Source organism: Mesorhizobium sp. B2-4-3 (genome assembly GCF_006442815.1).
Lineage (GTDB): Bacteria > Pseudomonadota > Alphaproteobacteria > Rhizobiales > Rhizobiaceae > Mesorhizobium.
This window is the reverse complement of the sequence record NZ_VFVL01000004.1, coordinates 85,360-99,683: the sequence shown is the minus strand read 5'-3', so window position 1 is coordinate 99,683 and position 14,324 is coordinate 85,360. Positions and strand designations below refer to the sequence as shown.

The window sequence follows — 14,324 nt, the reverse complement described above, 5'->3', positions numbered from 1 at the left end:
CGCTGGCGCCAAATTGAAAGTAGCGCGGCGCTTCCCACCGTCAAAAGCATGTGTGACGCCCTTGAGCAGTTCCAGGAAAAGTGCGATCGGTTTTCCGTCCGGAACTGCGTAAAAACAAAGAGATAGAGCGGTTCACCGTTTCCGTGAAACGGTGCAATGCTCTAACGTCAGGAAAAGCCGTTGGGCATTATTTCAATCGAGGAGCTGCCGGAGCGGCTTGCCGTCGGCAAGACGCTCGCCGGGCTCGATCTCGGCGACAAGACGATCGGCGTGGCGGTTGCCGATCGCCGGCTGTCCTTCGCCCATCCGCGCCCGGTCATCCTGCGTAAGAAGTTTTCGCTCGATGCTGCCCAGTTGCTCGCTCAGCTCGAGAAGGACAATGTCGGCGCCGTCGTGCTCGGCCTGCCGGTCAACATGGACGGCTCGGAAGGACCGCGGGCCCAGAAATCGCGTGCCTTCGTCCGCAACATGGCGTCGCTGTCGGATCTGCCCTTCGTGCTGTGGGACGAGCGGCTGTCGACGGTCGCTGCTGAACGCACGCTGATCGAGATGGATTTCTCGCGCAAGAAGCGCGCCGGCAAGATCGATTCGGCGGCCGCCGCCTTTATTCTGCAGGGAGCGTTGGACCGGCTTCAGTCGCTGGGCCGAGCCGATCGGAGCTGATATCGCCGTGCCGGCGCTGCCTGATCCATTCGGCGATGTTGCGCCGGCGGCGGAAGGCCCAAAGCCCCATCAGCAGGAAAAAGTCGAAAACGCAGGTCCGCGCCACCATGCCGGGGATAATGGCCGGATCGATGCCGAGCATCTGGCCGTAGAGCTGGAAAGCGAAATCGTGCACCTGTCGGCTCAGCATCACATAGCCGAAATTCATGTCGTTGGCCGACAGGAAGAACCAACCCCAGAAGATGGCCATCGGAGCGGCCCAGAGAGCGAATATCGTGCGCATCAGCGGCTGCCTCCAGGCTTGCCTTCCGGGCGGCCGGATATGCGGGAAAGGAGCGAGCTGTGCGCGGCGCCCATCGCCATGCGCGAGGCGGCGCGAACATCGCCCTCCGGCAGATTCATCGCGGCGAAGGTGGAACGGCGTTCGGCCAGCACGGCGACGTAGGAAGCGAGCAGCGCCGTCATCTGGATGGCGACGATCATGAGCAGGCCGTCTATGCCTTGCGCCACGCCGACGATGAGGATCAGCGAGAGCAGGAAGGACGCCGAGATGAAGGCGATCCGCGCCACGCTCTCGCCCGCGTCCGGCCTTGCCGCCGCATTGAGCAACGTTTCGACGAAGGTCCAGCAGAACAGCACCGCGACGGTCAACAGCGCGACCGAAAGCGGCGCGACCACGACGGCATTTTCAAACTGCGGAAACCGGTTGCCCTGGACTGAGAGGCCGAGCACGCCAAGCGCCGCCGCTATGCCGCGGCTGCCGTCCAAGCAGATATAGGCAAGCAGGGCGAAAACCACCGCCCAATGCAAGGCCAGAACTGAGCTCAACACGTGCCGCATACGCTTCCCGCTGGCGGAGCTCGGGGGTCATGGTTAACCGATCCCTACTCCAGCAAAGCGGAGAGTGGGCTTTGCAGCGGTTCGCCGCAACGGAAACCATTTGTTAAGGTTAACAGCTATCCACAGATCGGCAATCTGCCGTTAATGCATATCCCCCAGAAGTTCACCTGCAGCTATCGAAGGGAAATGCCTGTCAGCACGGTGTCCTCACGAGGCCGTATCGATACTCCTTCGAAACATCCACGAGGGTGAGCACCCCCATACTCCGTAATGGGCCAAAGTTAGAAGTATCTAATATTGCCGCCGCCTAAACTTCAATATCAGTTGTTTTTAACATACCACTCTCTCTTTTGCTAAGTTATTTCGTTGCGCCACAAGTCGAATCCATCTACCAACACTGGAAATTAATGATTTTTTATTGGCTAAAGGCGAAACCTAAGTTTGTGACGCATGAAGTCGTCACGCATTGACATCGAACGCCTATGACGGCGGCAAATGTCTGGGGAGCCAAAGATGGTGTCTGTCAACGCGAGTGCGGCGACTGCGCTTGCCACGCTCAATCTGATCAAATCCCGCATCAATGTAAGCCAGGCTACGCAGTTGGCGGGTACACCGAGCATTGATCCGAAGACAAGCGTGCGGCTGTCGCCCGCTGTATCTGACGCGATCCTGAAGATCGGGCAGCTGGTACGGGGTTCACAGCTTTCGGACCTACCGGCCGAACATGCAGAGCGCCTGCGATCACTTGGAGCTGATAGTGCCACACGGGTGCAGAAACCGGTGGTCAGCGATGCAGAGTTCCAGAAGACCGTGATGTCCTACGTAAAGGATGCCTGGACCGGCCTCGACGGTTTCAATGAAGCGCTCGCCAGCGGCAACGTGAAGATACAAAGGGCCAGCGACGTCAAGGACCTCGGCTACGAGACGATTCAGTACGATCTGTACAAAGATGGCAGCCTGATTGGTGGTGCCGGCTGGGACACGATTAACCGGAGCTTCTATGACGCTCAGGCCGCGGCGGGTGTTCGTCAAGGCGTGGGGTCGATCGATGGTCTGGATTACTACGTGACCTGGTAGGCGGAGAACACACCTCTTCTGCTTTCTGAGGTGATTTTCTTGAGAGATTTTAGAGCCGGATCAGGTCACCGGCGGATAGAGCGTGTCGATGATCATGCGCGCGTCGTGGCGCGAATCGAGCATGCCGTAGGTGGTGCGCCACTGGCCGCCGAGCCGCGTTTCGACGAAAGCGTCGGCGATCCGCCCTGCCCCCAGCCTGCGAAGCTCCGCCGCGGCGGCCGAAAGCGCCAGCTGTTCGGTGAGCAGGCGCGCCGAACCCTGGTCGGTCGCGGCGACCTGCATGGCAGCTTTCAGCACGCCGATGGTGCCGCGCCCGCCGGTGCCGAGATCGCGGTCGATGCCGGTCAGCACCTCCTCGAACAGGCCGGGCGCGCGGCCAAGCACGCGCAGCACGTCGAGCGCCATGACATTGCCAGAGCCCTCCCAGATCGCATTGACCGGCGCCTCCCGGTAGTAGCGGGCAAGCGGCGCTTCCTCGACATAGCCGTTGCCGCCAAGGCATTCCATCGCCTCGTAAAGCAGCTGCGGCGCGATCTTGCAGACCCAGTATTTGACGACAGGCGTCATGGCGCGGGCAAAGGCCGCCTCGCCGCGATCGCTTGCCGCCTCGTCGAAAGAACGCGCCAGCCGGAACGACAGCGCCGTGGCCGCGGCGACATCGAGCGCCATGTCGGCCAGAACCCGCTGCATCAGCGGCTGGTCGATCAGGTTGGAACCGGACACCTGGCGATGACGCGTGTGATGGACGGCCTCGGCGAGGCCCGCCCGCATCAGCGCCGACGAAGCGACCGCGCAGTCGAGCCTGGTCAGCGTCACCATGTCCATGATCGTCTTGACGCCGGCGCCCGGGTCGCCGACCATCTCGCCGATCGCGTTGACGAACTCCACCTCCGACGACGCGTTCGAGCGGTTGCCGAGCTTGTCCTTCAGACGCTGGAAGCGGAAGCCGTTGCCGGAGCCGTCGCCCAGGATGCGCGGCACGAGAAAGCAGGACAGCCCCTCCGGCGCCTGACCGAGCACCAGGAAGGCATCCGACATCGGCGCCGACATGAACCATTTGTGGCCGGTCAACCGGTAGAAGCCGCTTCCCGTACGCTCCGCCCTGGTGGTGTTGGCGCGCACATCGGTGCCGCCCTGCTTCTCGGTCATGCCCATGCCGAGCGTCAGTCCGGTCTTTTGCACCGGAGGCTTCTGCGTCTGGTCGTATTTGCGCGTCGTCACGCGCGGCGCCCATTCGCGGAAAAGCTTCGGACTTGCCATCAAGGCCGCCAGCGAGGCGCTGGTCATGGTGATAGGGCAAAGATGCCCGGTCTCGAGCTCGGCGGTCAGATAAAAGCGCGCCGCCCTCACCTGATGGCGACGGCCGATCTCGGCATCGCCGTTTTCCCACACGGAAGAATGCAGCCCGCCGGCGACCGAGCGGCGCATCAAGGCGTGATAGGCCGGATGGTATTCGACCAGGTCGAGGCGGCGGCCCTGGCGGTCATGGGTCCGCAATTTCGGCGTGTCGGTGTTGGCGAGGCGGGCGAGCTCCTGCGCCTCCTGCGTCATGACGAACCGGCCAAGGCCGTCGAGATCCTTGCGTACGGGGTCGGAAAAACGCTCGGCAAGCTGGATGAGCAACGGATCGCCCCGCCATGCGTTGCCGCCCGTCAGCGGCGGCGGCTGGTTGATCACCTCGTCGGTCAAGCCCAATCCTTCGTTTGGCAGGGAGGTTCTTATCATTTTCAAGGCCGCGGTCGCGAATCCGAAGCCACGGGGCCTTATAGCCCAAGCCATGCAAGGCGCGCGACGAAAATACCGGGGAGAACGCTCGCAATGCAAAGCTGGCGCTTGCGGCAGGCCGGACCGCACCCTATAGCAGCGCCTTGAGATGACCGACGCTTCGTCCCTGCCGCTCTTTCCCCACCGCCATCTTCTGGGCATCCGCGATCTTTCCCCCGCCGATATCGAGCTGCTGCTCGATCGGGCGGACCAGGCCGTGGCGATCTCGCGGCAATCGGAAAAGAAGACCTCGACGCTGCGCGGCCGAACCCAGATCAACCTGTTCTATGAGGCGTCGACCCGCACACAATCGTCCTTCGAGCTGGCCGGGAAAAGGCTTGGCGCCGACGTCATGAACATGTCGGTGGCAAGCTCTTCGGTGAAGAAGGGCGAGACGCTGATCGATACGGCGATGACGCTCAACGCCATGCGGCCGGACATCCTGATCATCCGCCACCAGTCGGCCGGGGCGGCGGCGCTCTTGGCGCAGAAGGTCGGCTGCTCGGTGGTCAATGCCGGCGACGGCGCGCACGAGCATCCGACGCAGGCGCTGCTCGATGCGCTGACCATCCGCCGCGCCAAGGGGCCGTTGTCGAAGCTGATCGTGGCGATCTGCGGCGACATCCTGCATTCGCGCGTCGCCCGCTCCAACATCATGCTTCTGAACGCGCTTGGCGCGCAGGTGCGCGTCGTCGCGCCCTCGACATTGCTGCCGTCCGGCATCGACAGGATGGGCGTGATCGTCGCGCGCTCGATGGCCGAGGGCCTGAAGGATGCCGACGTCGTCATGATGCTGCGCCTGCAGCGCGAGCGCATGGAAGGCGCCTTCGTGCCCTCGATCCGCGAATATTTCCATTATTTCGGCCTGGATGCCGAAAAGCTGAAAGCCGCCAAGGACGATGCGCTGGTCATGCATCCCGGTCCGATGAACCGTGGCGTGGAAATCGCCTCCGAAATCGCCGATGGGCCGCAAAGCGTCATCCAGGAACAGGTGGAGATGGGGGTCGCCGTACGCATGGCGGTCATGGAAGCTCTGCTCGACCCGCGCCGCAACCACGAGGGGCGCGGCGCATGAGCGTGACCGTCTTCAGCAAGGCGCACATTGTCGACCCGTCGCGCGGCGTCGACGAGATCGGCAGCGTCATCGTCGACGGCCGCAGAATCGTCGCGGCCGGAAAGGCGGCATTGAACCAGGGCGTGCCGGAAGGCGCCACCGTCGTCGACTGCGCCGGCAAGACGATCATTCCGGGCCTTGTCGACGCGCGCGTCTTCATCGGCGAACCAGGCGGCGAGCATCGCGAGACCATCGCCTCGGCAAGCGTCGCGGCGGCGGCGGGCGGCGTCACCTCCATCGTCATGATGCCGGACACCGATCCGGTGATCGACAATGTGGCGCTGGTCGAATTCGTGCTGCGCACCGCGAGGGACACCGCAAGCGTCAACATCTTCCCGGCGGCCGCGATCACCAAGGGCCTCGAAGGCCGCGAGATGACCGAATTCGGCCTGCTGCGCGCAGCCGGCGCCGTTGCCTACACCGACGGCCGCCACACGATCGCCAATGCGCTGGTGATGCGCCGCGCGCTCACCTACGCCCGCGATTTCGGCGGTGTGATCGCCCACGAAACCCAGGATGCCGACCTCGCCTCGTCCGGCGTGATGAACGAAGGACTTTATGCAAGCTGGCTTGGCCTCTCTGGCATCCCGCGCGAGGCCGAGCTCATTCCTCTTGAACGCGACCTGGCACTGGCCCGGCTGACCGGTGGCGCCTATCACGCCGCAAAAATCTCGTCCGCGATGGCGGCCGGCGCGGTGAACAGGGCCAAGACCGACGGCGCCAATGTCACGGCCGGCGTCGCCATCCACAACCTGTCGCTCAACGAGAACGACGTCGGCGAATACCGCACCTTCTTCCGGCTGACCCCGCCCTTGCGTGCCGAGGACGACCGGCTGGCGATGATCGAGGCGATCAAGGACGGCACGATCGACATCATCGTCTCCTCGCACGACCCTCAGGACGTCGACACCAAGCGCCTGCCCTTTGCCGATGCCGCCGCCGGCGCCATCGGGCTGGAGACGCTGCTTGGCGTAGCACTTCGGCTCTACCACAATGCCGACGTGCCGTTGCTGAGGCTGATCGAGACGCTGTCCACGGCGCCGGCAAGACTGTTCGGCCTGCCGGGCGGCACCTTGAAGCCGGGCGCGCCGGCCGATCTCGCGCTTGTCGACGTCGACGAGCCGTGGATCGTCAGCGAAAGCGGTCTGCGCTCGCGCTCGAAGAACAGCTGTTTCGAAGGCGCGCGGCTGCAGGGCAAGGTCTTGCAAACGATGGTTGCGGGACGCACGGTGTTTTCCGCATAGACCACCCATCGCTTTGAGCCCTGCCTGGCCTGCCCCTGCACAGAGTTACTTGGCGAACCCTCCCGACTCTACCATTATGAATGACCAACTGATGCCTGAGCAGGCCTAGCTCTTGCAAACCATGGTTGCATAACGCACAGTACCTCAATCCTGGAGCGAGCAACCGGAACGACAGGAAATAAGGGGGAAACAATGGGTTACGCGGTCGCGCTCGTCTTCGGCTATCTGCTCGGTTCGATCCCGTTCGGCCTCCTGATCACCCGCGCGGCCGGGCTCGGCGACGTCCGCAAGATCGGCTCCGGCAATATCGGCGCGACCAATGTGCTGAGGACGGGCAATAAGGGGCTCGCTGCCGCCACGCTGCTGCTCGATGCGCTGAAAGGTACGGCCGCGGTGCTGGTCGCCGGGCATTTTTCGCCGGACTTCGGCCTGTTGGCCGGCTTCGGCGCTTTCCTCGGCCATCTTTTCCCGGTCTGGCTCGGCTTCAAGGGCGGCAAGGGCGTCGCCACCTATCTGGGCGTGCTGCTCGGCCTTGCCTGGCAAGGCATGCTCGTCTTCGCCGTCGTCTGGCTCGCTATGGCCTTCCTGTTTCGCTATTCCTCCCTGGCGGCGCTGGCGGCCGCGGTGGTCGTGCCGATCGCGCTCTATTTCATAAGCACGCCGCAGATCGCCGGCCTGTTCGCCGTGATGAGCCTGATCGTCATCGTCAAGCATCGTGCCAACATCTCGCGTCTGCTGGCCGGCACCGAGGGCAAGATCGGGGCGAACGGATGAGCGCGCCGGCCGCCGGCCCGCGCCTCAGCGACCGGCAGCGGCTTGCCTGGCTTCGCCTGATCCGCACGCCCAATGTCGGCCCTGCTTCGTTTCGCGAGTTGATCAACCGCTTCGGCTCGGCCGAAGCCGCGCTTGAAATGCTGCCCGAGCTGATGATCTCCGGCGGCGCCAACCGTATCGTCCGCATCCCTTCCGTCGCCGAGGCCGAAGCCGAGCTGGACGCAGCCCGGCGTGCCGGCGCCCGCTTCGTCGGTATCGGCGAAGCCGATTATCCACCCTTGCTGAGGATGCTGGACAACCCGCCGCCGCTGCTGGCGGTGAAAGGCGAAGGCGCGGTCTTCCGCTTGCCGGCGGTGGCGATCGTCGGCGCCCGCAACGCCTCGCTGGCCGGCATCAAGATGGCGCGCCTGCTGGCAGCCGATCTCGGCAGCGAAGGCTACGCCATCGTTTCCGGTCTGGCGCGCGGCATCGACACGGCCGCGCATAAGGGCAGTGTTTCGACCGGAACCGTCGGCGTACTGGCCGGCGGGCTCGATGTCCCCTACCCGCCCGAAAATGCCGGCCTTTGCGACGAGATCGCCGATCGCGGCGGCGCTATCGTTTCGGAAATGCCGTTCGGCTGGCAGCCTCGCGCCCAGGATTTCCCGCGCCGCAACCGCTTGGTCGCAGGCATGGCGCTTGGACTGGTGGTGGTCGAGGCCGCACAGCGCTCCGGCTCGCTGATCAGCGCGCGCCTCGCCAATGAAATGGGCCGGCTCGTCTTCGCCGTGCCGGGCTCGCCGCTCGATCCGCGCGCCGCCGGCTGCAACGCGCTGCTCAAGGACGGCGTCACGCTCGTCACCGAGGCCGCCGATGTGCTCGGTGCGCTGGCGCCGCTTGCCGGCACCCGGGCTCCAAGAACCGCGCCAGTTGCCGAGGCGCCCGACATATCCGCCATGCCGCCGCCCGGCGAAAACGACCGCGCCGATGTGCTGGAAGCGCTTGGGCCGACGCCGACAGGCATAGACGAGATCATCCGCCACACGGGATTGAGCGCCGCGCAGATCGCGATGGTGCTTCTAGAACTCGACCTCGCCGGCCGGCTCGAGCGCCACGCCGGCGGAAATGTGTCGCTGATCGCGTGACCCGGCGCGTCCGCTTGCAAGTCAGATTTCACTACCGGAACAGATATTTGGACACTTCCGGATTGCCGCGGCGCCACATCACGTTGTCGAGGAAATAATGGTGCACGTTGATGAAGATCAGCACGATGAAGAAGAACAGCGAGGAACCGAGGACCTGGCTGTCGTATGGGATCAGGGCGGTCAGCACGAAGGGGATCAGCCAGAAGCCGAGATAGCCCAGGGCGCCGCCCCCGATGATGAACCCCAGCACCCGCAACCGGTAGCGGGGCCCAAGCACGGATAGTATCTTCGGCTCCGGATCCCGCGCGGCGTCCGAGACGTCACGCTCGACATTGGTCTGATAGCGCCACACCACGGCCAGATATTGGAGCGAGTGAAGCGCCGGCACCACGAGAAGCCAGAGCGGGTTTATCCTGGCGATCAGGATCCAGAGATAGAGCGATGCGACATAGGCCACGATCCCGTTGTAAGGCAGTCCGCCGCCATTCCTTCGCCAGCGGTTGACCAGCATCAGGAGCGTGACCGCCGTCGATCCGACGGCCGCCAGCACGGCAATGTCGGTGATCCAGGACGGCGCCGCGAAGGTGTAATATTGAAGACCGTAATATTGCCCCTGCGTCACGGCCGTGTTCGTCTGCAGCCAGGCCAGGATCCACACCGCGTAGCTGTTGACGAGCAGCACCTTCTTGTCCCGGTCGTCGAAGAATTTGCGTTTCAGGACGGCGTCGACCATCAGCATGCCGTAGCCTTGCTTGACGTAGTGCCAGCCGACGAAGAAGAACATCGCGTTGGCCGCGAAGCCCAGCAGCCGCGTGTTCGACGTCGCCGCGCCATAGGCAAAGAACAGGGCCATGACCACTGGCACGACGACGCCGGCGAAAATATAGCGAAGCTGCAGGCTCCTGTCGTAGCCCTCGCCACGCGCCTTGCGGCCGAAATTGCGGTAGAAAATCTGGTAGGAATGGGCGAAGTGCGGATAATTCACCAGATAGGCCACGACGACCATCGTCGCGGCTAGCGGACCTTCATAGGCGCGCGGCACGAAGAACAGCACCGGCAGGATCAGAAACGCGCTGCCGCCCAGCATGAGGAAATCGGCGACCGGGCCGAAAAGATATTTGCCAGGCTTGGGCGCGGCCTTGGGAACCTGAGCGTCTACCGAAAGGTCGAGTGTCATCCTGGAGCCTCCTTCGGAGGCGCCGAGTTTAACCACGACCTTATCCAGGGACAAGGCAACGCGGCAGGATCACCCTTGTCTTGGGGAAAGTCACCCCGTCAGGCTGAGGCGGTCGAAGCGATATTCATCAGCCGCTTTCTGGCCTCCGCCACTCGCTTCTTCTCCGACCTTATGCGGTCGCACAGCACGAGATTGATCCCGACGCCGCATTCTTCATCCAGCATTTCTTTTGCATGATTGAGCGAAATCTCTGCGCGCTTTACGCTCTGCCTGGCCCTGGCCAGTTCCAAGTTCAGTACGTCCACTGTATCCGCATCCCGAATTGCAGTCCCTTCGGGAGGGAAACAGCCGCGCATAAGTTTTTGTTCCGATTGCCGGGGGAGCAGAGACTTGTGGGAGCGGATTGCCGGGCTTAATCGTCCCGGAAAGGTCCGCCTGTCAGCCTGAACAGGGTCTCGCTGTATGGCAGTCGCGCGACAATGTAGCCTTGGTTGACGATCCGTGCCGCCACCATGCCCCGGCATAGCAAAGACACCCCGCCCATAGTTCTGTTGCAGATCGCGTCTGGACTATCCACGAAGTTGGGGCCCTCAACGCCGGCGATGATTGCTGTCACGCCGTCAGGTATTGCGCCGATCGGTTGGATCACGATGATCCGAACGCCGCCAAGCCACACACCAAGCACCGCCACGCAGACCGCAAGGGCCGCCGCTATAGACCACTTCATCTTGTCCCCGGGCTCTACACTGCGTTGTGGCAGTAGCGGCAAATCTTCGCCTCGCTTTTGATGAGCTCGGCACACTGCGGACATTTCTTCATCCCGCTGGAGATGGCGCGGCCTTCAATTGCTCGTTGATCCGAGCGCATTATGAGCGCGTGCGGCAGCGCTACGATGAACAGTGCCGCCCCATAGATCCACCACAATACAAACGATCGGCCCTTCGAACTTGCGATTGCAGCCGGCAACAGCCCGATAAGAACTGCTACTATAAGAATTCCCATCACAACCCTCCACCCGTCGCCACAATTGCGCGGGCAAGGCGAGACAGTCAATCCAGGTATCCATCGGTCCACTCTTTTTTAGCCTACACCGCGCTCAGGAAAGTGGGCTTGCACATTAGCCAAATGCCCAACGCATTGATTTTGTTACGAGGGAACACGCAGCTTTTATTTGCGCAGAGAGGCGAAACGCATATCGGGTCCGGGTTATCATTTCTCCGCAAACTTCAACATCGGCGGAGACGCAACATAACCAACCGAACAACAGATGAGCGCATACAGGCTGCTGCGAGGGAATTCATGGCCGCGGCCAAGGAACATCTCATAGCGGCCGAGCTGTTTCCAGCCTGGCACAACCGCGGCCACGATGACGGCATAGACCTGTCGCTGCATTTCGGCGGCCCGATCCCTATACTCGGAATCGCGTGCGCCGTCGTTCCTCTCGAACAAGGCTGACATTTCGGGACAAGTTTCGTCAGGCGAGGCGTAGCCCCTACCCTCGCTTGTCGAAACCCTCTCGGAACCCCGTGCGAAAAGCAGCCGATTTCGTCAGCAGGGCTTTCCACTATCTATTTGATTTTACGGTGTTTTTTGGTGAGCGCGATGGGATTCGAACCCATGACCTACTGATTAAAAGTCAGTTGCTCTACCGGCTGAGCTACGCGCTCCCGTGGGCTCGGAACGCCGCCCTCGAAATTGCGCGGAACATAGGGAGAGTGCCGCGGCCGGTCAACCGGAAAAAGACAGGCTTCCAAGGTGGATTTTTTGAACAGATTTCGAGGGGCGCCGAGGGTGTTTGCGAGCGGCTTGCCCGCGCCAATGGCCCGTGTCCGTATTGCTTCAGAAAGCTCCACAACAAGGGGTTGATATTGAAACGGGAACAATTTGCAACCCGGACCCGTTTCGCAAAACAGGGACGTCGATCAACCTCTAGGAGAAGATTAATGAACAAGATCGCATCGGGACTGCTGGCAACCGCTCTCTCGGCGTCGTTCATCGCGGCCGAGATGGTGCCGGTCAACGCTCAGCCGGCCTATGTGCCGCAACCCCAGGGCCTGTCGTCAGATGTCCAGACCGTGCAGTATCGGGATTGGAGAAGGCACCGCGGCTTCAACCGCGATTTCTCGCGTCGCGGTGGCGGCGCCTACTGGAACGGCCATCGCGGCTATCGTGAATATCGCCGCGGCTATCGCCGTCATGGCGACTACTGGTTCCCGCTGGCTGCTTTCGCCACCGGCGCGCTGATCACCGGCGCCATCGTCAACAGCGAGAACAACCGCGTCTATCGCGGCAACTCGCATGTGCAGTGGTGCTACGACCGTTACCGCTCGTATCGCGCCTCGGACAACACCTTCCAGCCTTACAACGGCCCGCGTCAGCAGTGCATGTCGCCCTACTGACGGCCTCCAGTCAGTACCCAGGGTCGTTGACTGAGCCCGTGCCTCGAGAGGCACGGGCTCTCTCGTTTTCCACTATGCCTTACAGCGAAGGACCGTGTCAGGCCGCCCATCTTATAGTCTTGAGGACCAGATATAGCGCTCCGCCTTCACCCCGCGGGGAGCGGTAAGCTCCAAGCGCATTGCAAGCCCGAACCATCGCCGCCGTCAGCTCCCAGCCGAGTGCTTCCAGGTCGCCGCCCGTATCGTCCACATAGGCCCGGGCCAGGTCGTCCACGCCCTTTTCCTCACCGAAGGATCGCACCAGCTTCGCGTCGCTGAGGAGGTCGCCAGGCAAGTTCGAATTGGCCCACGCCCAGAGCCAATTGCCGGCCTTGGCGCTGGTGGAGCCCGCAATCTGGATTTCCGAAACGACCTTGACGCCACTCTGGTCGGAAAACACCAGCGTTCCGGCCGTCAAGTCGTAGTCATAACGCGACCAGCTGCCGAGGCGGAAATCCTTCTCCAGGCGCGCGTTCTTGGCCGTGAGCTGTTGGAAGGCCTCATCGCGCCAAGCAGGATACCAATCCGGCTGCATTTCCCCTCGCCCAATCCCGTAAATCGCTATCGCACGCTTAGCGTCCTGCGCACCGCTTCGCGCCATCCGGCCAGTTTCGCCGCGCGCGCGGCCGCATCCATCTGCGGCATGAAGCGCCGTTCAAGCGCCCAGCTCTCAGCAAATTCCTTTGCTTTCGGCCATACGCCGGCCTTCGAACCGGCGAGCCAGGCGGCGCCCAGCGCCGTCGTCTCCAGGATCGTCGGGCGGTCGACCGGCGCGTCGAGAATGTCGGCGAGCCGCTGCATGGTCCAGTCGGACGCCACCATGCCGCCGTCGACGCGAAGCACCGTCTTGGCGGAAGCGCCCTTCCAGTCCTTGCGCATGGCGTCGAGCAGGTCGCGGGTCTGGAAGGCGACCGATTCAAGTGCGGCGCGCGCGAGCTCGGCTGGGCCGGAGTTGCGCGTCAGGCCGAAGATGGCGCCGCGCGCGTCCGCGTCCCAATGTGGCGCGCCAAGCCCGACGAAGGCCGGCACCAGATAGACCTGCTGCGCCGGGTCCGCGGCCGCCGCCAAGGCGCCGCTTTGCTCGGCCTTGCCGATAACCTTGATGCCGTCGCGCAGCCACTGCACGGCGGCGCCCGCGATGAAGATCGAACCTTCCAGCGCATAGGTGGTTTTGCCGTTCAGCCGATAGGCGATCGTCGTGAGCAGGCGGTTCCTCGAGCGCACAAGGTCGGCGCCCGTGTTTAGCAGCGCGAAGCAGCCGGTGCCGTAGGTGGATTTCATCATGCCGGGTTCGAAGCAGGCCTGGCCGATGGTCGCCGCATGCTGGTCGCCGGCCACGCCGAGGATCCGCATCTCGGCCCCAAAGAGGCTCTTCTCGGTGACGCCGAAATCGTCGGCGCAATCCTTCACCCGCGGCAGGATCGCGGCCGGGATATTCAGAATCGAAAGCAGCTCGTCGTCCCAGACATTCTTCTCGATGTTGTAGACCAAAGTGCGCGAGGCGTTGGTCGCGTCGGTGGCGTGTACTTGGCCGCCGGTCAGCCGCCAGATCAGGAAACTGTCGATAGTGCCGGCGAGGAGTTCGCCCTTCTCGGCGCGCTTCCTGGCGCCTTTCACCTTGTCCAGCATCCAGGCGATCTTGGTGCCGGAGAAATAGGGATCGAGCAGCAGGCCGGTCTTCTTCGTGAATGTCTTCTCCAATCCCTGCTTCTTCAGCTTCTGGCAGAGCGGCGCCGTGCGCCTGTCCTGCCAGACGATCGCATTGTGGATCGGCTTGCCGGTCGCCTTGTCCCAGATAACGACCGTCTCGCGCTGGTTGGTGATGCCGATCGCGGCCACATCCGATGCCGTGCGGCCGGCGGCCTTGAGCGCGGCCTTCACCGTGGCGAGAACGCTGGCCCATATGTCTTCCGGATCATGCTCGACCCAGCCGGAGGCCGGATAATGCTGCGTGAATTCCTGCTGGCCAGTGCCGGCGACTTTCATCTTGTCGTCGAACAGGATCGCCCTGGTCGACGTCGTCCCCTGGTCGATGGCCAGCACAAAACCGCTCATTCCGCATCCTCCACGTCTCATGCAACAGGGGAGACGGCAAAGCCGCCTCCCCTG

General features: G+C 63.0%; 15 protein-coding genes and 1 tRNA gene. 8 read left to right on the top strand and 8 right to left on the bottom strand.

Annotated features, from left to right (window positions below):
* The first annotated feature begins 180 nt into the window (after positions 1 to 180).
* The gene (gene ruvX, locus FJ956_RS06080; protein WP_140672846.1) at positions 181 to 663 is read left to right on the top strand and encodes a Holliday junction resolvase RuvX; all 483 of its coding nucleotides are present in this window, start codon (positions 181 to 183) and stop codon (positions 661 to 663) included.
* Here the strand turns inward: ruvX and FJ956_RS06075 are convergent.
* Complete coding sequence (locus tag FJ956_RS06075; RefSeq protein ID WP_140672845.1) at positions 605 to 946, bottom strand: DUF6105 family protein; 342 nt, start codon at positions 944 to 946, stop codon at positions 605 to 607. The two genes, ruvX and FJ956_RS06075, sit on opposite strands and share 59 nt — an antisense overlap.
* A complete protein-coding gene (locus FJ956_RS06070; protein ID WP_140672844.1) occupies positions 946 to 1,503 on the bottom strand; it encodes a hypothetical protein in 558 nt (185 codons plus the stop codon). Before FJ956_RS06070 ends, FJ956_RS06075 begins: the two co-directional genes overlap by 1 nt.
* Positions 1,504 to 2,016: 513 nt before the next feature.
* Here FJ956_RS06070 and FJ956_RS06065 point away from each other — a divergent pair.
* The gene (locus FJ956_RS06065) at positions 2,017 to 2,580 is read left to right on the top strand and encodes a hypothetical protein (protein WP_140672843.1); all 564 of its coding nucleotides are present in this window, start codon (positions 2,017 to 2,019) and stop codon (positions 2,578 to 2,580) included.
* A gap of 60 nt (positions 2,581 to 2,640) precedes the next feature.
* Here the strand turns inward: FJ956_RS06065 and FJ956_RS06060 are convergent, their stop codons facing one another.
* A complete protein-coding gene (locus tag FJ956_RS06060; RefSeq protein WP_140672842.1) occupies positions 2,641 to 4,269 on the bottom strand; it encodes a DNA alkylation response protein in 1,629 nt (542 codons plus the stop codon).
* A gap of 184 nt (positions 4,270 to 4,453) precedes the next feature.
* On the opposite strand from FJ956_RS06060, the gene FJ956_RS06055 reads away from it, so the two are divergent.
* From FJ956_RS06055 to dprA, 4 genes are all read left to right on the top strand, one after another.
* Entirely contained in the window at positions 4,454 to 5,419 is a 966-nt protein-coding gene (locus FJ956_RS06055) for an aspartate carbamoyltransferase catalytic subunit (RefSeq protein WP_140642779.1), read from the top strand.
* Positions 5,416 to 6,702: a dihydroorotase gene (locus FJ956_RS06050; protein WP_140672841.1), complete on the top strand. Its 1,287-nt coding sequence runs from the start codon at positions 5,416 to 5,418 to the stop codon at positions 6,700 to 6,702. The genes FJ956_RS06055 and FJ956_RS06050 overlap by 4 nt, the downstream gene beginning before the upstream one ends.
* A gap of 192 nt (positions 6,703 to 6,894) precedes the next feature.
* Positions 6,895 to 7,476 carry a glycerol-3-phosphate 1-O-acyltransferase PlsY gene (plsY, locus tag FJ956_RS06045; RefSeq protein WP_140672840.1) on the top strand — a complete coding sequence of 194 codons (582 nt, stop codon included), beginning with the start codon at positions 6,895 to 6,897 and terminating at the stop codon, positions 7,474 to 7,476.
* Positions 7,473 to 8,600: a DNA-processing protein DprA gene (gene dprA, locus FJ956_RS06040; protein ID WP_140672839.1), complete on the top strand. Its 1,128-nt coding sequence runs from the start codon at positions 7,473 to 7,475 to the stop codon at positions 8,598 to 8,600. The genes plsY and dprA overlap by 4 nt, the downstream gene beginning before the upstream one ends.
* A 31-nt stretch (positions 8,601 to 8,631) precedes the next feature.
* On the opposite strand, the gene FJ956_RS06035 is transcribed toward dprA, so the two are convergent.
* Entirely contained in the window at positions 8,632 to 9,777 is a 1,146-nt protein-coding gene (locus FJ956_RS06035; protein ID WP_140672838.1) for a hypothetical protein, read from the bottom strand.
* Positions 9,778 to 9,875: 98 nt separating this feature from the next.
* The gene (locus tag FJ956_RS06030; protein ID WP_246671964.1) at positions 9,876 to 10,082 is read right to left on the bottom strand and encodes a hypothetical protein; all 207 of its coding nucleotides are present in this window, start codon (positions 10,080 to 10,082) and stop codon (positions 9,876 to 9,878) included.
* Between the two features lie 994 nt (positions 10,083 to 11,076).
* On the opposite strand from FJ956_RS06030, the gene FJ956_RS30440 reads away from it, so the two are divergent.
* Complete coding sequence (locus FJ956_RS30440; RefSeq protein WP_181170072.1) at positions 11,077 to 11,232, top strand: hypothetical protein; 156 nt, start codon at positions 11,077 to 11,079, stop codon at positions 11,230 to 11,232.
* Between the two features lie 136 nt (positions 11,233 to 11,368).
* Here the strand turns inward: FJ956_RS30440 and FJ956_RS06015 are convergent.
* Positions 11,369 to 11,444, bottom strand: a tRNA-Lys gene (locus tag FJ956_RS06015).
* Between the two features lie 276 nt (positions 11,445 to 11,720).
* On the opposite strand from FJ956_RS06015, the gene FJ956_RS06010 reads away from it, so the two are divergent.
* Positions 11,721 to 12,176 (top strand): BA14K family protein, encoded by a 456-nt coding sequence (locus FJ956_RS06010; protein ID WP_140672834.1) that lies wholly within the window; start codon positions 11,721 to 11,723, stop codon positions 12,174 to 12,176.
* Between the two features lie 97 nt (positions 12,177 to 12,273).
* Here the strand turns inward: FJ956_RS06010 and FJ956_RS06005 are convergent, their stop codons facing one another.
* Together FJ956_RS06005 and glpK are read right to left on the bottom strand one after the other, a co-directional pair.
* The gene (locus FJ956_RS06005; protein ID WP_140672833.1) at positions 12,274 to 12,750 is read right to left on the bottom strand and encodes a DUF6882 domain-containing protein; all 477 of its coding nucleotides are present in this window, start codon (positions 12,748 to 12,750) and stop codon (positions 12,274 to 12,276) included.
* A gap of 26 nt (positions 12,751 to 12,776) precedes the next feature.
* Positions 12,777 to 14,270, bottom strand: a complete 1,494-nt coding sequence (gene glpK / locus FJ956_RS06000) for a glycerol kinase GlpK (protein WP_140672832.1) — start codon at positions 14,268 to 14,270, stop codon at positions 12,777 to 12,779.
* Positions 14,271 to 14,324 lie beyond the last annotated feature (54 nt).

Excerpts from the sequence above, each read along its gene's own strand:
- FJ956_RS06075 (WP_140672845.1), bottom strand. The coding sequence starts at position 946 with ATGCGCACGATATTCGCTCTCTGGGCCGCTCCGATGGCCATCTTCTGG.
- FJ956_RS06070 (WP_140672844.1), bottom strand. The coding sequence starts at position 1,503 with ATGCGGCACGTGTTGAGCTCAGTTCTGGCCTTGCATTGGGCGGTGGTT.
- FJ956_RS06065 (WP_140672843.1), top strand. The coding sequence starts at position 2,017 with ATGGTGTCTGTCAACGCGAGTGCGGCGACTGCGCTTGCCACGCTCAAT.
- FJ956_RS06055 (WP_140642779.1), top strand. The coding sequence starts at position 4,454 with ATGACCGACGCTTCGTCCCTGCCGCTCTTTCCCCACCGCCATCTTCTG.
- FJ956_RS06050 (WP_140672841.1), top strand. The coding sequence starts at position 5,416 with ATGAGCGTGACCGTCTTCAGCAAGGCGCACATTGTCGACCCGTCGCGC.
- plsY (WP_140672840.1), top strand. The coding sequence starts at position 6,895 with ATGGGTTACGCGGTCGCGCTCGTCTTCGGCTATCTGCTCGGTTCGATC.
- dprA (WP_140672839.1), top strand. The coding sequence starts at position 7,473 with ATGAGCGCGCCGGCCGCCGGCCCGCGCCTCAGCGACCGGCAGCGGCTT.
- FJ956_RS06035 (WP_140672838.1), bottom strand. The coding sequence starts at position 9,777 with ATGACACTCGACCTTTCGGTAGACGCTCAGGTTCCCAAGGCCGCGCCC.
- FJ956_RS30440 (WP_181170072.1), top strand. The coding sequence starts at position 11,077 with ATGGCCGCGGCCAAGGAACATCTCATAGCGGCCGAGCTGTTTCCAGCC.
- FJ956_RS06010 (WP_140672834.1), top strand. The coding sequence starts at position 11,721 with ATGAACAAGATCGCATCGGGACTGCTGGCAACCGCTCTCTCGGCGTCG.
- FJ956_RS06005 (WP_140672833.1), bottom strand. The coding sequence starts at position 12,750 with ATGCAGCCGGATTGGTATCCTGCTTGGCGCGATGAGGCCTTCCAACAG.
- glpK (WP_140672832.1), bottom strand. The coding sequence starts at position 14,270 with ATGAGCGGTTTTGTGCTGGCCATCGACCAGGGGACGACGTCGACCAGG.